The sequence below is a fragment of the Sphingomonas alba genome, from assembly GCF_023516555.1.
Taxonomy (GTDB): Bacteria; Pseudomonadota; Alphaproteobacteria; order Sphingomonadales; family Sphingomonadaceae; genus Sphingomicrobium; species Sphingomicrobium album.
The window spans coordinates 1,499,682-1,515,888 of the sequence record NZ_JAMGBD010000001.1; the positions used below are offsets into that span (position 1 = coordinate 1,499,682).

Sequence of the window (16,207 nt, forward strand, 5' to 3'; positions counted from 1 at the left end):
GCGTAAAGCGGCCTGGATTGCTGCACTTAGCCGGGGTTTCCCCCTGTTACCCGGGCAGCAGCAATCGCCTTGCGTGACGAACGCTTGGTCGGCCCTCGCTCCAATGCCCCCGGAGCGGGGGCCTTTTGGCATTTAGGAACATTCGGCTAAGCGGACTCGCGTGACCAACCTCAAGATCGCCTCCTGGAACGTCAATTCCGTCCGCGCGCGCATCGGCATCGTCGAGCGGCTACTGCACGAGGAGGCGCCGGACATCCTCTGCCTCCAGGAGACAAAGGCCGAGGACAAGTCATTCCCGTCCGACCTGTTCCGCCAGATGGGTTACGTCCACCAGAAGCTGACCGGCCAGCGCATGCATCATGGCGTCGCCATATTGTCGAAACTGCCGCTGCACGACGAAGGCCGGCACGACTGGCAGGACAATGGCGAGGCCCGCCATGTCGGCGCCCGCCTCGACTGCGGCATCCGGCTGGAAAATGTCTACGTTCCGGCCGGGGGGGATATTCCCGACCGCACGGTCAACCCGAAATTCGGTCAGAAGCTCGACTTCATCGAGCGCATGACGCGCTGGTCGGAAAAGTTGGCTGAGCCGACTTTGATCGTCGGCGACTTCAATGTCGCTCCGCTGCAATGCGACGTCTGGAGCCACAAGGCTTTGCTCGACGTCGTCAGCCACACGCCGATCGAGGTCGATGCCCTCACCAGGCTGCAGCAGGCCCATGACTGGGTCGACATCGGCCGCGCGCATATTCCGGCGCCGGCGCGCAATTTCACCTGGTGGAGCTACCGTTCGCCCGACTGGACGAAGAACGACCGTGGCCGGCGCCTCGACCATATGTGGTGCAGCCCTGAGGTGGCGTCGCTGGCGGTCGCCCATCGCGTCCTCGAGCCGTGCCGCAATTGGGAGCGGCCTTCCGACCATGTGCCGCTGATCGTGGAGCTCGCCGTTTGACGGCCAGCCCGGTCGAGCGCGCCGTTGCCGCCCTTCGGGCCGGCCGCCCGGTCGCGGTCGGCTCGGCAACCATCCTCTCCGTCGAGACCGCCACTGGCGCGATACTCGACCTGCTAGACCCGCAAGCCAAGGCACCCCTGCTGTTATCGGGTGAACGCGCGGCGGCCCTGGGTCTCGGCAATTTGCGTGAGGTCGGCGATCTCAAGCACGCGGTGCAGGTTCATCGTGCGCCATGGCTCGACCGCGAAACGGCGCGCTCGCTGGCGGACCCTTCCCGCGACTTCGACCGCGGCCCGATCGGACCGCTGGGCGCCGAAGCGGTACGCTGTCCGGGCGAGGCCGAAGCCATACTGACTCTGCTGCGGCTTGCCGGCGTATTGCCGGCGGCGTGGCTGGTGGGGGTCGAAGCGGAAGCGAAGGTAGGCGTGGAGGCAATCATGGCCGCCGTTCATGCCCCTCAGGTACAGCTCGTCACCCGGGCGAAGCTCCCGGTCGAGGGACTGGAGGGCACGCAAATCGTCGCCTTCCGCGACACCGGAACCGGCGAGGAACATGTGGCGCTCGTCGTTGGAGCCTTCGGCGGTCGCCCGCCGTTGGTCCGCCTCCACAGCGAATGCCTGACCGGCGACGTCTTCGGCTCCCTGAAATGCGACTGCGGGCCGCAACTGAAGGAAGCGCTGCGGCTGATCGGCGCTGCAGGTGGCGGGGTGTTGCTCTATCTTCGCCAGGAAGGCCGCGGCATCGGCTTGGCCAACAAATTGCGTGCCTACGCACTCCAGGACCGCGGGCTCGACACGATCGAGGCCAATTTGCGCCTTGGATTCGCCGACGACGAGCGCGGCTATGGCGTGGCGGCGGCGATGTTGAGGGCGCTGGGTGTGGATAGTGCCCGGCTGCTGACCAACAATCCAAACAAGGTCGCGGGGCTTGAAGCGGCGGGGGTCCACGTCGTCGAGCGCGTCGCGCATCATATGCCGACCAACCCCCACAATGCCGATTACATCGCTACCAAGAAGGCCAAGAGCGGCCATCTCGATTAGGCTTCGAAAAGCGCACTCCCGACTCTGACCGCCGTCGCGCCCAAGCTAACCGCCACTTTGTAATCGCTGCTCATCCCCATGCTGAGCCCGGTGACGTCATGACGCCGCGCCAGTTCCGCAAGCAAGGCGAAATAGGGATCCGGCTGCTGCTCGTCGGGCGGGATGCACATGAGCCCGGCCAGCGGCAGCGGCGAGGCGCAGACCTCATCGAGGAACGGCCCGAGTTCAGCGACGGCGACACCGCCCTTCTGGTCTTCGGCACCGATGTTCACTTGTACGTACACCGGCGGGAATCGACCCGCCTTCTCGCCAGCCTTGACCAGGGCCGCCAGCAAGGACGGACGGTCGAGCGAGTGGATGACGTCGAACAGGGCCACCGCCTCGTCCGCCTTGTTCGACTGCAGCTGGCCGATCATGTGCAGCAGGACATCCGGATAGCGAAGGCGCAGCGCGTGCCATTTGGCTCTGGCTTCCTGCACGCGGCTCTCGCCGAAATCGCGTTGACCCGCCTTCAGCAGCGGCTCGATCTGGTCTGCGCTCCGGCCCTTGGTCACCGCAATCAGTGTCACGTCTTCCGCTTTACGGCGCGCGACCTTGCATGCCTCGGCAATGCCGTTGCGAATTTCAGCTAATCTGGAAGCGGAATCGAGCGTCAGAACTTGAAAGCGGTCCCGACGTAGACCGCCTGGCTGTCGCGGCGCTCGTCGCGGGTGGCGGAGACGCGGTCCTGCTCGATCTTGTAGCGAACGCCGCCGGTGACCGCGATGCTGCGGGTCAGGTTGTACGCACCGCCGACATCGAGGGCATAGCCGCGCTCGCGGCCGATAACCGGGGCCTGGGTGCCGTCACTGCGCTCTGCGGTTGCGGCGAGGCGGCCGGTAAAGCGGTTAAGCGAGTAATTGACGCCGACCACTGCGGTTTCACGCCCGCCCAGCGCCAGGTTGGTGCCGCTGGTCTTGGCGACATCGCCGGTTACGGCAAAGCGGCGCCAGCCGACAGCGACGCCGAGGTTATAGGTTGATGGAGCCAATGCTCCGATCGCCGAATTGGCGGAGGCGGAGGCGAGATCGGCATTGCGGCCCGCGGCGGCATCGGCACCCCGGGCTCGGATCGCAACCCGGACCTGCGACGGCCGGTTCTTCGGCGCTGCAGGCGTGAATTTGAAGTCGGCGACTGCCGGCCGATTACCGAATTCCGCGGCAAGGCGAGGATCTGCAGTGGCTGGCGTGAAACTGGTCACCCGGTCGAAAGAAATCGCGACCGCAGGCGGGCGCTTCTTCGCCTCAGGTTTGGCCATGGCGATGGCGGGGACGAGCAGCAGGGCGCCCGCAGCAAACGCTGCAGCGACCGTTCCGCTGTTCTTGCCCCACTTCAACACCGACTCACACTCCTTCGCACGAAGGATATAGCGATTCACCCGCTTTGGTTCCAAGGGTCCATCAGGATTCCCCCGATGCCTGTTGCGATAAGAGCACAACCCTGTCCCACGGCTGAACAGTGATGCCCCCGAAACGAGGTGCCGTTCAGGTACGAGACAGCGCTTGCGGGCCTTGGGTGAGTGCCTATAACGGCCTCAATTCTTGCCTTGGACGGGAAACCCTATGCTCCGCCTGCCGATCACTACCGTGGCTGTCCTTGCTGTTGCGCTGAGCGCCTCGGCCTGTTCGCGTAACAAGGAAGCGCCGGTCAATCTGGCTCCTTCGCGCATGACCTCGATTGGCGTGAACGCCTATCTGTGGCGCGCGGCCGTCGATACCGTCTCGTTCGCCCCACTCCTGCAGGCCGATGCCAACACCGGCATCATCATCACCGACTGGTATTCCAACCCCAAGTCGCCGGGCGAGCGCATCAAGCTGACCGTCACCATCCTCGACCAGGACCTGCGCGCCGATGCCCTTCGCGTCGCCGCTTCGCGGCAGGTCAACCAGTCGGGCGTTTGGGTCGATGCGCCGGTGGCCGCCGCCACCGTCCAGAAGCTTGAGGACATCATCCTCACCCGCGCCCGCGACCTTCGCCGCACCACCGTCGCCGGGTAGAGCTATCGGGACATGACCGACCGCTTTGATCCGGCGGCTGCCGACCCGCGCTGGCAGAAGCGCTGGGAGGAAGCGAAGAGCTTTTCCGCCGACAGCGCGTCGCCGAAGCCCAAGACCTACGTCCTCGAGATGTTCCCCTATCCCTCGGGGCGCATCCACATGGGGCATGTTCGTAACTACACAATGGGCGATGTCCTCGCCCGCTATCGCCGGATGCAAGGCTTCGAAGTGCTCCACCCGATGGGTTGGGACGCGTTCGGCATGCCGGCCGAAAATGCGGCAATGGAAAAGGGCGTCCATCCGGGCGGCTGGACGCGGGCCAACATCGCCACCATGCGGGCGCAGCTGAAGCGCCTCGGCTTCGCGCTCGACTGGGACCGTGAGCTCGCCACCTGCGAGCCTGATTATTACGGCCACGAGCAGGCGCTGTTCCTCGACCTGATGGGGGCCGGCCTCGTCACCCGCAAGGAAAGCGAGGTCAATTGGGACCCAGTCGACATGACCGTGCTCGCCAACGAGCAGGTGATCGACGGCAAGGGCTGGCGGTCCGGAGCTCCCGTCGAGCGCCGCAAACTCAGCCAGTGGTTCCTGAAAATCACCGACTTCGCCGACGATTTGCTCGAAGGGCTCGAATCCCTCGACCAATGGCCAGACAAGGTACGGTTGATGCAGGAAAACTGGATCGGCAAGAGCCGAGGCTTGCAATTCTGCTTCCGCTTCGTCGGCACCCCGCCCGGCGGAGCCTGCGACGTCGAGGTCTTCACGACCCGCCCGGACACCATTTTCGGCGCGAGCTTTGTCGCCCTGTCGCCGGGCCATCCGATCGCCGAAGCCCTCGCCGCACAGGATCCGAAAGTCGCCGAATTTATCGCCAAATGCGCGGCCGGCGGCACCAGCGAAGCCGATATCGAAACCGCTGAAAAACTCGGCTTCGATACCGGGCTGGAGGTCGTCCACCCGTTCGATCCCGAATGGCGCCTTCCGGTCTGGATCGCCAACTTCGTCCTCATGGAATATGGCGCGGGCGCGCTTTACGGCGTCCCCGCCCACGACGCGCGCGACTTCGAATTCGCGGTCAAATATGACCTGCCGATCCGCCGCGTCGTCGCCGCTCCGACCCAGGACGGCTTCACGCCGGTCACTGAGGCCGAGACCGAGCATGGCGTCGCCGTCAACTCGCGTTTCCTCGACGGACTCAGTACCGCCGAGGCGATGACCGCTGTCATCCGCCGCGCGGAGGAGGCCGGCTGGGGCAAGGGCACCACCCAGTATCGCCTGCGAGACTGGGGCGTTTCACGGCAGCGCTACTGGGGCACACCGATCCCCGTGATCCATTGCGACAAGTGCGGCCCGGTCGGCGTCCCGCGCGACCAATTGCCGGTTGTCCTCCCCGAAGACGTGACCTTCGACGTTCCGGGCAATCCGCTCGACCGGCATCCGACCTGGAACAAGGCCAACTGCCCGAAGTGCGGTGGCGCGGCCCGGCGCGAGACCGACACGCTCGACACCTTTGTCGATTCGAGCTGGTACTTCCTGCGCTTCGCCAGCCAGCCCGCCGACAAGCCGTTCGACCGCCGCGAGGCCGAGCAATGGCTGCCGGTCGCGCAATATATCGGCGGCGTCGAGCATGCGATCCTGCACTTGCTCTACGCCCGTTTCTGGACCCGCGCCCTGGAACACATGGGGAAGGTCGGTTTCGCCGAGCCGTTCAAGGGCCTTTTCACCCAGGGAATGGTGACCCACGAGACGTACAAGTCGCAGGACGGCCGCTGGTTGTCCCCCGACGAGGTCGAGGCCGGCGAGGGCGGAAGCCTGCTCGAGCGCGCAACCCATTCGTCGGTCCAGCGCGGCCGCGTCGAAAAGATGTCGAAGTCGAAGAAGAACACCATCGACCCGGAGCCGATCGTCGACCGCTACGGCGCCGACGCAGTGCGCTGGTTCATGCTCTCCGACTCACCCCCCGAGCGCGACCTCGAATGGTCGGAAAGCGGCATCGAAGGCGCGGCGCGCTTCACCCAGCGCGTCTGGCGGCTGGTGCAGAGCGTTTCCGGCGCATCCGGCGCATCCGGCGAGGATGAGGAACTCGATCGCAAGGTCCATCGCGCCGTCGCCGCCGCCGGCGCCGCGATCGAAGGCCTGCAGTTCAACAAGGCGGTTGCGGCTCTCTACGAACTGACCAACGCCATTGAGCGCGCCAAGCCCTCGGCAAGCCGCGACGGGGCGATCCGGACTTTGGTCCTGCTGGCCGCGCCCATGGCCCCGCACTTGGCCGAAGAGGCTTGGGTCGCGCTCGGCGAGCAAGGCATGATTGCCGACGCCGATTGGCCGAAGCACGACCCGAGCCTTCTGATCGACGAGACTGTGACCTTGGCCGTGCAAGTCAACGGCAAGCTCCGCGACACGATTCCGGCCGCCCGCGGCCTCCCCAGGGAGGAAGCTGAGGCGCTGGCGCTCGCTTCGCCGAAGGTGCAGGCGCAGCTCGGCGGCAAGGCTCCGCGCAAGGTGATTGTGGTTCCCGACCGGCTAGTGAATATCGTCGCATGATGCGGTTCCTGCTCCTCGCCTGCGCTCTCACCCTTTCGGCGTGCGGCCTGAGGCCGATGTACGCAGGCGGCGAGTCTGGCGTCGCCGCGACGTCGCTGCGCTCGATCCAGGTGCAACCAATCCCCGGCAAGGCGGGGTGGCTGGTGCACAAGGCCCTCGTCCAACGGCTCGGCGAGCCGGGGAGAGGCGCGGCCACCTACCGCCTTGAGGTTGAGCTCGACGACAATATCACCGGTTACGGTATCCGCGGCGACAGCGCCGCCACCCGCGAGCGCCGGACGTTGCGGGCGCGATATCGCCTGGTGGATTTGTCGACGGGCGGAGTCGTGCTCGACGCGACCGCCGGGTCGGACGCCGGTATCGATGTCGTTTCGTCGCAATATGCGACCGTCGCCGCCGAGCAGACAGCGCTCGAGCGGCTTTCCGAAGTGGTTTCCGACCAGATGGTCGGCCGCCTCGGCCTCTACGTCACACGGACCCACGGCGCGCGGTGAAGGCGCAGCGCGGATCCATAACCCGCTCGGTCGAACAGCCCGACCGCTCAATCCGCTTCTACCTCCTCTATGGACCCGACGATTCGGGATCGCGCGGACTGGCGAACAAGCTCCTGAAGGCACTGGATGCGGAGAAACTGGCTCTGACCGGCGCAGCCGTGAAAGCCGACCCCGCCCTTTTAGCCGCGGAAGCCGGTGCCATCTCGTTGTTCGGCGGCGCGCGGCTGATCTGGGTCGATCCCGCCGGCGATGATATTGTCGAGGCGGTCGAGGGGCTGCTGGAGGCTCCCGCAGTGGAAAGCCTGGTGGTCGCTATCGGCGGAGCGTTGCGAAAGACGTCGGCGCTGGTGAGACTGGCCGAATCCCATGGCGCTGCGCTCTCTTATGCTTCTTATGCCCTTGAAGGCCGCGACGCCGACCGCATGGTGATCGAGCTTGGCCGAGGCGAGGGCCTACAGATGGATCCCTCGGTCGCTTCGGCCGTCGCAGCTGCCTGTGACGCCAACCAGTCGATCGTCGCGCACGAGCTGGCGAAGTTCGCCCTCTATCTGGGCGCCTCGGCCGATCGCCCAAAGGAACTCACCCGTGAGGTGGTCGACCTGCTTGGCGCGGAGTCTGGTGAAGGCGACATGATGCGGCTGGGCGATTTGGCCCTCGCGGGTCAGGCAAACAAGTTGTTCGAGGAACTGGACCGCGTCGCACTCAGCAACAGTGAGGCGATTCCCGTTATCCGGGCGCTCCAGCGACGGCTAATCCAGTTGACCGGTCTTCGTGCCCAGATTGACCAGGGCAAGGGCGTTGATGCCGTCATGACGTCGATGGGCAAGGCACTGTTCTGGAAGGATAAAGCTCTGATGCAGCGGCTCCTGTCCGGTTGGACGTCGGAGCGGCTGGCGGCGATGCTCGAACGCAGCTCGGCGCTGGAAAAGGCAATCTTCTTTTCCGACGAACCACCTGTGGCTGCGCTTGAAGAAGAGCTCGTGACCATCGCCCGCGCTGCCCAGCGGCGCGGTTAGATCGGTTCGCCGCTGAGGCGCTGGCAGATCATGTCGAGCTGATCGAGGCTCGAGTAGGTCAAATTGACCGTTCCACCCTTGCCGCCATGCTTCACCTGGACTTTGAGTCCCAGCATGTCACTCAACTGGCGCTCAAGTGCCGCGAGGTCGGTGTCGACGGTGCGCGCATTGCGGGCCGACGCTCTTGCGATGTCATAGCCCGCACCGGGCTTGACCAGCTTGGCAAGCTCTTCGGCCTGGCGAACGCTGAGGCCCTTATCAGCGATTTCCGCAGCGAGAGCTTCTGGCTCTTCGGCAGTCAAAACCGCCCGCGCATGCCCCATACTGATATCGCCTCGCATCAGCATTTGTCGGACAGAATCAGGTAAACCCAATAATCTCAACAAGTTGGCGACGTGGCTGCGAGACTTGCCGACCAGCTTGGCGACATTGTCCTGGGTATGACCGAAGCGGCCGATGAGGGTCTGGTAGCCCTCAGCCTCTTCGATCGCATTAAGGTCCGCGCGCTGGACATTCTCGATCAGCGCCAGCTCGGCGCTCGAACTATCGTCATGCTCGCGGACCAAGGCAGGAATCGTGTGCAGCTGCGCCCGCTGCGACGCCCGCCAGCGCCGCTCGCCGGCGATCAGCTCGTAACCGCCCTCGACGGGGCGCAGAAGGATCGGCTGCAGCACGCCATGCTGGCGGATCGATTCGGCCAATTCGGCCAGCGATTCCTCGTCAAAATGCTGGCGAGGCTGGGCCGGGTTTGGCCTGATCTGGGCAATATCGACTTCGCGGACGCTGTCACGGCGCCCTTGTGCGTCCTCGGCAGGCCGCGGCGCATCCCCGAGCAACGCGCTAAGGCCCCTGCCCAGTCCCTTCTTCTGCTCGCTCATGCAGCCACCGGTTCGGCGCGCAGCCGGTTCAGCTTCGCCATGACCTCCCGAGCCAGGCCGATATAAGCCTCCGAGCCAGGGCATTTGAGATCGTAGATCAGAGCCGGCAGGCCGTGACTGGGCGCCTCTGACAGCCGGACGTTGCGGGGGACGATCGTTTCGAACACCGCATTCCCCAGGCAGGCGCGGACATCTTCCGCCACCTGGCTCGACAACCGGTTGCGACGATCGAACATGGTGAGGACGACGCCGAGAATCGACAGGCCCGGATTGAACGCCACTCGTACGCGCTCAACTGTTTGTAAAAGCTGGGAAAGTCCTTCCAGAGCGAAGAATTCGGTCTGGAGCGGCACCAGTAATTGCTGGGCGGCGACCATGGCATTGAGGGTCAGCAAGCCGAGCGAAGGCGGGCAATCGATCAGGCAGACGTCCCACCGACCCGGAATCGCTTCGTTGAGCGCATGTTCGAGCCGATGCGTGCGGTTCTCGAGGTCGACAAGCTCGATCTCGGCCCCCGACAGGTCGACTGTCGCCGGCACGAGATCCAGTCGCGGTACGCGTGTCGCCACTGCTGCCTCGCTGACGCTGGCGCGACCGATCAGCAAGTCGTAGCTGCTGCGAACTCGCGCCGACTGGCCGACTCCAAGCCCGGTCGAGGCATTGCCCTGCGGGTCGAGATCGACCAACAACACCTTCCAGCCGATCGCGGCCAGGGCCGTCGCCAGATTGATGGCGGTCGTGGTTTTTCCCACTCCGCCCTTCTGGTTGGCGACCACAATTCGGATCATCCCCGTCCCTTTCGCCGGACTTGCGAGGCAACCAAGATGGCGGCCTCGTCGCTCGTCACACTCGGAACGAGCTGGAAGCTACCCTGCCATGACCGCTTCGCTTCCTCCAGTTCCAACTGCGCGCTTTTCCCCTTTGGGAACAGCCACAGCGTTTTATCTGTGGACAGATGGCGGGATATGCTGAGCAAAACCTCGAGTGAGGCGACCGCCCGGGCAGTGATGACATCGAACTTGCCCGTGATTCGTTCTGCTTTCGCGACGCGGACTGTAACGCGCCCACCAAGACCCAAAGCCTCCGTCGTACGCTGCAGGAATTCCGCGCGTAGCTTGCGGGGTTCCACCAGAGTCACCGGACCCTCTGTCAGTATCGCGATCACCAACCCAGGAAGACCCGCCCCTGAACCAATGTCCAGCCAACTTGAGTCGGGTCGTGGCGCGAAGCGGACGAGTTGGGCGCCGTCGGCGATGTGGCGCTCCCATATCTCTTCGGTTGTGGACTTTGAGATAAGGTTTTGGCGCTCGTTTTCCTCTAGCAGGAGGGCCACGTAGCGTTTTAGCAGGTCGAGTGTTTCACGTGGAACATCGCGGCCGACAGCCGCTTCTATCAACTCGATCATGCCGCCCGACGCGCGGCGGCGACGTGAAGCGCGGCAAGCGCAGCCGGCGTAATCCCAGCGATTCGCGATGCCTGGTCGAGGTTCTCGGGACGCGCGGACGTGAGTCGCTCGACCGCCTCGTTCGACAGGCCCGGTACGACGCCGAAATCAAAGTCCGTGTCCAAGAGCACCGAAAGATCGCGCTGCACCGCCGTCCACTCGCGCCGTTGCCGTTCAAAATAGGGGGAATAAAGGGTGTCTGCCTGCCCCTCCTCAGTTTCGCCCCATGCCGGCGTCTCACGCAGATCCAGATGCGCTTCGATCTGGTCACATCGCCGGCTCGTCACACAGCCAGCCGCGAGTGCCTGAGGCCCCAGTCTGCTAGTCGCGTTGTCCGCGCGCAGGTAGAGGCGATATTCTGCACGCGCAGTCATCATCCGATACGGCTCGTTCACCCCCTGCAAAGTGAGGTCGTCTATCATCACACCAATGTAAGAGCTGCGTCGGTCGAACCGGACTTCCTCCAGGCCAAGCGCGTGCGCCGCTGCATTGAGTCCGGCGGCGAGCCCTTGCGCCGCCGCTTCCTCGTAGCCGGTGGTGCCATTGATCTGGCCAGCCAGGAAAAGGCCTTCGACGGCTTGGTGTTCCAACGTCGAACCCAACTTCCGCGCATCGGCATATTCATACTCGACCGCATAACCGGGACGGACGATCTCGGCCCTTTCCAAACCCTCGATAGTCCGCAGAAAACCTAGCTGAACATCCGCAGGCAATGAGGTGCTGATCCCGTTCGGATAAACCACATGAGTGTCCAGCCCTTCCGGTTCCAGGAAGATCTGATGACCCTCCCGGTCGCCAAAGCGGCGGATCTTGTCCTCAATCGAGGGGCAGTAACGGGGTCCCCGCCCCTCGATCGCGCCCGCAAACAGCGGAGAGCGATGGAAATTGTCACGAATGACGTCGTGCGTAGCGTCATTTGTGCGCGCAATGGCGCAGGCCAGTTCCGGAGGCCGGACTTGTGGCACGATAACGGACATCGACCAATCGTCGCCGTCGCTCGGTTGTGGCTGCAGCCGTGCCCAGTCGATCGTTCGGCCATCAAGGCGTGGCGGCGTCCCCGTCTTCAGCCGTCCTTGCGCGACACCCCACTCCCGGAGCTGCGACGCAAGCGCGACAGATGGCTTTTCCCCGGTGCGGCCTCCCGCAACGCGTTCCATCCCGCAAAAGAGCGCCCCATCTAGAAAGGTCCCAGTGGCAATGACCACCGCGGCCGCCGCGATCGTGTCCCCATCGACGACGACACCCTCCACGTGGCCGCCCCGGACGGCTAGCTCGGTCGCCTCGCCGACCAGAACTTCGACGCCGGACTCTCCAAGCAGTTCAACGACGCCCTTGCGATACAGCATCCGGTCGGCCTGGACACGCGGCCCCCAAACGGCGGGACCCTTGCTGCGATTGAGCATGCGCCGGTGGATTGCGGCGCGATCCGCCGCGCGGGCCATCAGCCCGTCAAAGACGTCAAGCTCCCGGACTAGATGACCCTTGCCCACACCGCCGATCGACGGATTGCAGCTCATCTGGCCAATGTCTTCGGCGCGGAAGGTTACCAATCCAACACTCGCGCCACGGCGCGCCGCTGCAGCAGCAGCTTCGCAACCGGCGTGGCCGCCGCCAATGACGATAACGTCGAACATTGCGTCGCCTTAGCCGAAAGCACCTTGCAGCGAAACGGCTGGCGTCCCGGCCGGTGTTTCACGTGAAACATTCGGCCATCGTCTAATAGATTCAATCACTTACCCAGGCAGAAACGTCCGAACAAGGCATCGAGGACATCTTCCACGCCAGAACGCCCACCGAGCCGATCGAAGGCCGAACGAGCCGAGCGCAACCCTTCCGCCAACATGACCAGATCGGCGCCTCCGGCTCCTGCCAGTCCTTCGCGGGCCAGTTCGATCTCCTGCGACTGGCGTCGATTGAGGGCCAGTTCTCCTTCGGCGGGCAATATCGCCCTGGCGGCCGCCACGATCGCCTGAACAAGGGCCGCCAACCCTTTGCCGGTGACACTTGAAACAGGGAGCGACCCTTCGGGCCCATCGCCCCTACCCGGATCGTCGGCTCGCGCGTGCACCCGGATGACCCGTGGCAGGTCCGGTGCGGATGCCGGTTCTCCCAGCCATAGAATCAGGTCCGCGCATTGCAATTGGCCCTGGGCGCGATCAACGCCGATGGCCTCAACCGCATCCCTGCTCTCCCGTAAGCCGGCGGTGTCGACAAGGACTATCGGAATACCGTCAATAGCCAGCGGCACCTCAATCACGTCGCGAGTCGTGCCGGCAACATCCGTGACGATGGCTTTCTCGGCCTCCGCCAAGGCATTAACCAGGCTGGACTTTCCCGCATTAGGAGGGCCCGCCACGACGACCCTGACGCCTTCCCGTAATGGCTCAGCACGCGGTCGAGCCAGCCACAGCGCCAATTCGGCCGCCAGCTCCTTCGCTTCCTGGCCGAGCACATGCTCGTCGGCCGCTGTCTCGTCCTCATCCCCAACATAGTCGATGGCCGCCTCGGCTCGGGCCGACAGGTCCACCAGCCGCTGCCTCCAGGCTTCGATCTGCTTGCGAAGGCCGCCCTCGGCCATCAGCAGCGCCGCCCGTCTCTGGCTCTCGGTCTCGGCCTCGAGCAGATCAGCAAGGCCCTCAGCCTCCGTCAGGTCTATCCGGCCATTGGCGAAGGCCCGCCGCGTGAACTCGCCCGGTTCGGCTTGCCGCATGCCGGGAAGTGACGTCATGACGCCAAGCAATGAGTCGACCACGGCGCGGCTGCCATGACACTGATATTCAACGACATTCTCGCCAGTAGCCGACTTCGGCCCGTCAAACCTCAGGACGAGTGCCTGATCGATCTCTTCTCCGCTTTTCGGCGAACGTAATGTCTTCAGCACCGGCCGTCGCGGAGCCGGCAACCGCCCCGCGATTGCCTCACAGGCCGCGAACGCCTGCGGTCCGCTGGTGCGGATGATCGCCACGGCCGCCGGCGGTCGGCCGCTCGACAAGGCAAAGATGGTGTCGCCGCTCAACATAAGCGGCCTCTTGTCAGCTTATCGTCGGGAAGCCCAGCACCGGCGCGACATTGTGATAGCCGTCCCAGATCATCTTCAACGCCACCCACAGGATGACGACGAGGCCGAGATAAGCGATCCACCGGTAGCGCTCGATGTATTTGGCGATGACATTGGCGGCGACACCCATCAGCGCCACCGACAAAATGAGACCGACAATCAGGATGCCGGGATGCTCTCGGGCTGCGCCGGCGACAGCGAGGACGTTGTCCAGGCTCATGCTGACGTCGGCAATGGCAACGGCCCAGGCGGCCGAGGCGAAGGACTTGGAAGCGGAGATACCGCTGTCTTCGTCGCCCTCGACCTCGGGGGATCCCGGGCTCTCGTTGTCGTCACGGATCTCGCGGTACATGCGCCATGCGACCCAGAGCAGCAGCAGGCCGCCCGCAAGGATGAGGCCGACGATCTGCAGCAACTGGCTGACGACAAGTGCGAAGCCGATGCGCAGGACCAGCGCGGCAACGACGCCAAGCAGGATGACCTTCTTGCGCTGCTCCGCCGGCAACCCGGCCGCCAATGCGCCAACGACGATAGCATTGTCGCCCGCCAGCACCAGGTCGATCATCAGGACCTGGGCGAACGCCGCCAGCGCGCCTGCCCCGAACGTTCCCAAATTGGAAAAATCGTGGACGATGGCGTTCCAGATTTCGGCAGGACTGCCGAGGCCTGCCGAATGGGCTACGACCAGAAGCAGGTTGTCGAGCAAGTGATCCCCCTCGCGCTCCGTCGATCTCGTTCAGCGCCCGACGAGCAGCGCGGTCATTGGTTCCTTGCTAGCCGAGGTGGAGGGCGGTCCTCAACCCCAGCACATGCTCGCCGCCGACCCAGCCTTCGTAAATCATCGTGGCCGCGACATAGAGAATGACCGCAAGACCGATGTAGTTGATCCAGTGGTAACGCTGGATGAGCTTGGCGACGTAGTTGGCGGCGATCCCCATGAACAGGACCGAAAAGGTCAGCCCGATGAACAGCAATGCCGGGTTCTCGCGGGCGATCGAGGCGACGAGCAAGACATTGTCGAGGCTCATCGACAAGTCCGCGACCATGATCTGGACCGCGGCCCGGAAGAACGTCTTGGTCGCCCTCGGGCCCTCGACTACCTCCGTCTCCGGATCGTCGTAGGTCACTGAATCCGTTGGCGGATGCAGCTCTCGGAAGATGTTGTACGCTACCCACAAAAGTAGCAGCCCGCCCGCGAAGACCAGCCCCGTGACCTTGAGCAACTGGGTTGCCAGCACCGCGAAGGTGATGAGGAAGACGAGCGCCATGGCGACGCCCAGCAGCAGTACCTTCTTGCGCTCGCGGTCGGGCAGGCCGGACGCCAGCGAGCCCATGATGACGACATTGTCGCCGGCCATGGTCAGGTCGCCAATGATGATCTGGCCAAGCTTGGCCATTCCACCGGCTGTAAAAATCGCCTGGAAGTTGAGGCTGGCGAGCATCGGCCTTGAACGCTCCTAGGCCCTCAACGGCCCATTACTGGTTCATCGAAGCGAAGAAGTCTTCGTTCGACTTGGCGTCCTTCATCTTGTCGAGCAGGAACTGCATCGCGTCGACCGTGCCCATCTGCATCAGGATGCGGCGCAGGACCCACATCTTCGAAAGCGTGCCCTGCTCGACCAGCAGCTCTTCCTTGCGGGTGCCGGACTTGCCGACATCCAGGGACGGGAAAATGCGCTTGTCGCTGACCTTGCGGTCGAGGACTATTTCGCTGTTACCGGTGCCCTTGAACTCTTCGAAGATGACCTCGTCCATCTTGGACCCGGTGTCGATGAGTGCGGTGGCGATGATGGAAAGCGAGCCGCCTTCCTCAATGTTGCGGGCGGCGCCGAAGAAGCGCTTCGGCCGTTGCAGGGCGTTGGCGTCAACACCGCCGGTCAGAACCTTGCCCGAACTCGGCACGACCGTGTTGTAGGCGCGACCGAGGCGAGTGATGGAGTCCAGGAGGATGACGACATCCTTCTTGTGCTCGACCAGGCGCTTGGCCTTCTCGATCACCATTTCGGCGACCTGCACGTGGCGCGAAGCCGGCTCGTCGAAGGTCGAGGAAATCACCTCGCCGTTCACCGAGCGCTGCATGTCGGTCACCTCCTCGGGACGCTCGTCGATGAGCAGGACGATGAGGAAGACTTCCGGGTTGTTGTCGGTGATCGCCTTGGCAATGTTCTGCAGCAGCACCGTCTTGCCGGTGCGCGGCGGAGCGACGATCAGCGCGCGCTGGCCCTTGCCGAGCGGTGCGACGATGTCGATGACGCGCGCCGACTTGTCCTTGATGGTCGGGTCGAGCGTGTCGAGCTTCAGCTTCTCGTCCGGATAGAGCGGCGTCAGATTGTCGAAATTGACCCGGTGCCGGACGGTTTCGGGATCATCAAAGTTGATCGAGCTCACGCGGGTCAGCGCGAAATAGCGCTCGCCCTCCTTGGGGCCGCGGATCTCGCCTTCGACCGTGTCGCCGGTGCGTAGGCCGAAGCGGCGCACGAGGCTCGGCGCGACATAAATGTCGTCGGGGCCAGCCAGATAATTGGCCTCGGGGCTGCGCAAGAAGCCGAAGCCATCGTTCAGCACCTCGATCGTGCCCATGCCCATGATCTCGGCGCCAGCTTCGGCGCGGACCTTGAGGATGGAGAACATGAGGTCCTGCTTGCGCATCGTCGATGCGCCTTCGACGCCCATCTCCTCGGCCATGGCGACCAGGTCAGCGGGGCTTTTTTGCTTTAAGTCTTTTAAATGCATAGGATTATTCGC

General features: G+C 64.2%; 16 protein-coding genes. 6 read left to right on the plus strand and 10 right to left on the minus strand.

All coding sequences use genetic code 11. The features are described from left to right. Positions 1-160 precede the first annotated feature (160 nt). A complete protein-coding gene (locus tag LZ536_RS07865) occupies positions 161-952 on the plus strand; it encodes an exodeoxyribonuclease III (protein WP_249847861.1) in 792 nt (263 codons plus the stop codon). Beyond that, entirely contained in the window at positions 949-1,992 is a 1,044-nt protein-coding gene (gene ribA, locus LZ536_RS07870; RefSeq protein WP_249847863.1) for a GTP cyclohydrolase II, read from the plus strand. The genes LZ536_RS07865 and ribA overlap by 4 nt, the downstream gene beginning before the upstream one ends. Here the strand turns inward: ribA and LZ536_RS07875 are convergent. Together LZ536_RS07875 and LZ536_RS07880 are read right to left on the minus strand one after the other, a co-directional pair. Beyond that, entirely contained in the window at positions 1,989-2,648 is a 660-nt protein-coding gene (locus tag LZ536_RS07875; RefSeq protein ID WP_249848589.1) for a YggS family pyridoxal phosphate-dependent enzyme, read from the minus strand. The two genes, ribA and LZ536_RS07875, sit on opposite strands and share 4 nt — an antisense overlap. After that, the gene (locus tag LZ536_RS07880) at positions 2,645-3,370 is read right to left on the minus strand and encodes a hypothetical protein (protein WP_249847865.1); all 726 of its coding nucleotides are present in this window, start codon (positions 3,368-3,370) and stop codon (positions 2,645-2,647) included. Before LZ536_RS07880 ends, LZ536_RS07875 begins: the two co-directional genes overlap by 4 nt. 223 nt (positions 3,371-3,593) lie before the next feature. Between LZ536_RS07880 and LZ536_RS07885 the strand changes: the two genes are divergently transcribed. From LZ536_RS07885 to holA, 4 genes are read left to right on the plus strand one after another with little or no spacing between them, the layout of a single operon-like run. Beyond that, positions 3,594-4,028 carry a DUF3576 domain-containing protein gene (locus LZ536_RS07885; protein WP_249847867.1) on the plus strand — a complete coding sequence of 145 codons (435 nt, stop codon included), beginning with the start codon at positions 3,594-3,596 and terminating at the stop codon, positions 4,026-4,028. 12 nt (positions 4,029-4,040) lie between these two features. Next, positions 4,041-6,572: a leucine--tRNA ligase gene (leuS, locus tag LZ536_RS07890; RefSeq protein ID WP_249847869.1), complete on the plus strand. Its 2,532-nt coding sequence runs from the start codon at positions 4,041-4,043 to the stop codon at positions 6,570-6,572. Beyond that, positions 6,569-7,066 (plus strand): LPS assembly lipoprotein LptE, encoded by a 498-nt coding sequence (lptE, locus tag LZ536_RS07895; RefSeq protein ID WP_249847871.1) that lies wholly within the window; start codon positions 6,569-6,571, stop codon positions 7,064-7,066. The genes leuS and lptE overlap by 4 nt, the downstream gene beginning before the upstream one ends. Continuing rightward, the gene (holA, locus tag LZ536_RS07900) at positions 7,063-8,082 is read left to right on the plus strand and encodes a DNA polymerase III subunit delta (protein WP_249847873.1); all 1,020 of its coding nucleotides are present in this window, start codon (positions 7,063-7,065) and stop codon (positions 8,080-8,082) included. Before lptE ends, holA begins: the two co-directional genes overlap by 4 nt. Here the strand turns inward: holA and LZ536_RS07905 are convergent. The 8 genes from LZ536_RS07905 to rho all read right to left on the minus strand — a co-directional run bounded on the left by LZ536_RS07905 (position 8,079) and on the right by rho (position 16,195). Continuing rightward, positions 8,079-8,960, minus strand: a complete 882-nt coding sequence (locus LZ536_RS07905) for a ParB/RepB/Spo0J family partition protein (RefSeq protein ID WP_249847874.1) — start codon at positions 8,958-8,960, stop codon at positions 8,079-8,081. The two genes, holA and LZ536_RS07905, sit on opposite strands and share 4 nt — an antisense overlap. Next, positions 8,957-9,748 carry a ParA family protein gene (locus tag LZ536_RS07910; protein WP_249847875.1) on the minus strand — a complete coding sequence of 264 codons (792 nt, stop codon included), beginning with the start codon at positions 9,746-9,748 and terminating at the stop codon, positions 8,957-8,959. Before LZ536_RS07910 ends, LZ536_RS07905 begins: the two co-directional genes overlap by 4 nt. Then, positions 9,745-10,365 (minus strand): 16S rRNA (guanine(527)-N(7))-methyltransferase RsmG, encoded by a 621-nt coding sequence (gene rsmG, locus LZ536_RS07915; RefSeq protein ID WP_249847876.1) that lies wholly within the window; start codon positions 10,363-10,365, stop codon positions 9,745-9,747. Before rsmG ends, LZ536_RS07910 begins: the two co-directional genes overlap by 4 nt. Then, positions 10,362-12,038, minus strand: a complete 1,677-nt coding sequence (gene mnmG / locus LZ536_RS07920) for a tRNA uridine-5-carboxymethylaminomethyl(34) synthesis enzyme MnmG (protein ID WP_249847877.1) — start codon at positions 12,036-12,038, stop codon at positions 10,362-10,364. The genes rsmG and mnmG overlap by 4 nt, the downstream gene beginning before the upstream one ends. A 95-nt stretch (positions 12,039-12,133) precedes the next feature. Next, positions 12,134-13,423, minus strand: coding sequence for a tRNA uridine-5-carboxymethylaminomethyl(34) synthesis GTPase MnmE (gene mnmE / locus LZ536_RS07925; RefSeq protein WP_249847878.1), 1,290 nt, complete (start codon positions 13,421-13,423; stop codon positions 12,134-12,136). 13 nt (positions 13,424-13,436) lie between these two features. After that, positions 13,437-14,168, minus strand: a complete 732-nt coding sequence (locus LZ536_RS07930; RefSeq protein WP_249847879.1) for a YjbE family putative metal transport protein — start codon at positions 14,166-14,168, stop codon at positions 13,437-13,439. Between the two features lie 67 nt (positions 14,169-14,235). After that, complete coding sequence (locus LZ536_RS07935) at positions 14,236-14,904, minus strand: YjbE family putative metal transport protein (protein WP_249847880.1); 669 nt, start codon at positions 14,902-14,904, stop codon at positions 14,236-14,238. 34 nt (positions 14,905-14,938) lie between these two features. After that, positions 14,939-16,195, minus strand: coding sequence for a transcription termination factor Rho (gene rho / locus LZ536_RS07940; RefSeq protein ID WP_249847881.1), 1,257 nt, complete (start codon positions 16,193-16,195; stop codon positions 14,939-14,941). Positions 16,196-16,207: the final 12 nt, after the last annotated feature.

Excerpts from the sequence above, each read along its gene's own strand:
- rho (WP_249847881.1), bottom strand. The coding sequence starts at position 16,195 with ATGCATTTAAAAGACTTAAAGCAAAAAAGCCCCGCTGACCTGGTCGCC.
- rsmG (WP_249847876.1), bottom strand. The coding sequence starts at position 10,365 with ATGATCGAGTTGATAGAAGCGGCTGTCGGCCGCGATGTTCCACGTGAA.
- lptE (WP_249847871.1), top strand. The coding sequence starts at position 6,569 with ATGATGCGGTTCCTGCTCCTCGCCTGCGCTCTCACCCTTTCGGCGTGC.
- mnmG (WP_249847877.1), bottom strand. The coding sequence starts at position 12,038 with ATGTTCGACGTTATCGTCATTGGCGGCGGCCACGCCGGTTGCGAAGCT.
- LZ536_RS07935 (WP_249847880.1), bottom strand. The coding sequence starts at position 14,904 with ATGCTCGCCAGCCTCAACTTCCAGGCGATTTTTACAGCCGGTGGAATG.
- LZ536_RS07910 (WP_249847875.1), bottom strand. The coding sequence starts at position 9,748 with ATGATCCGAATTGTGGTCGCCAACCAGAAGGGCGGAGTGGGAAAAACC.
- leuS (WP_249847869.1), top strand. The coding sequence starts at position 4,041 with ATGACCGACCGCTTTGATCCGGCGGCTGCCGACCCGCGCTGGCAGAAG.
- mnmE (WP_249847878.1), bottom strand. The coding sequence starts at position 13,423 with ATGTTGAGCGGCGACACCATCTTTGCCTTGTCGAGCGGCCGACCGCCG.
- LZ536_RS07905 (WP_249847874.1), bottom strand. The coding sequence starts at position 8,960 with ATGAGCGAGCAGAAGAAGGGACTGGGCAGGGGCCTTAGCGCGTTGCTC.
- LZ536_RS07885 (WP_249847867.1), top strand. The coding sequence starts at position 3,594 with ATGCTCCGCCTGCCGATCACTACCGTGGCTGTCCTTGCTGTTGCGCTG.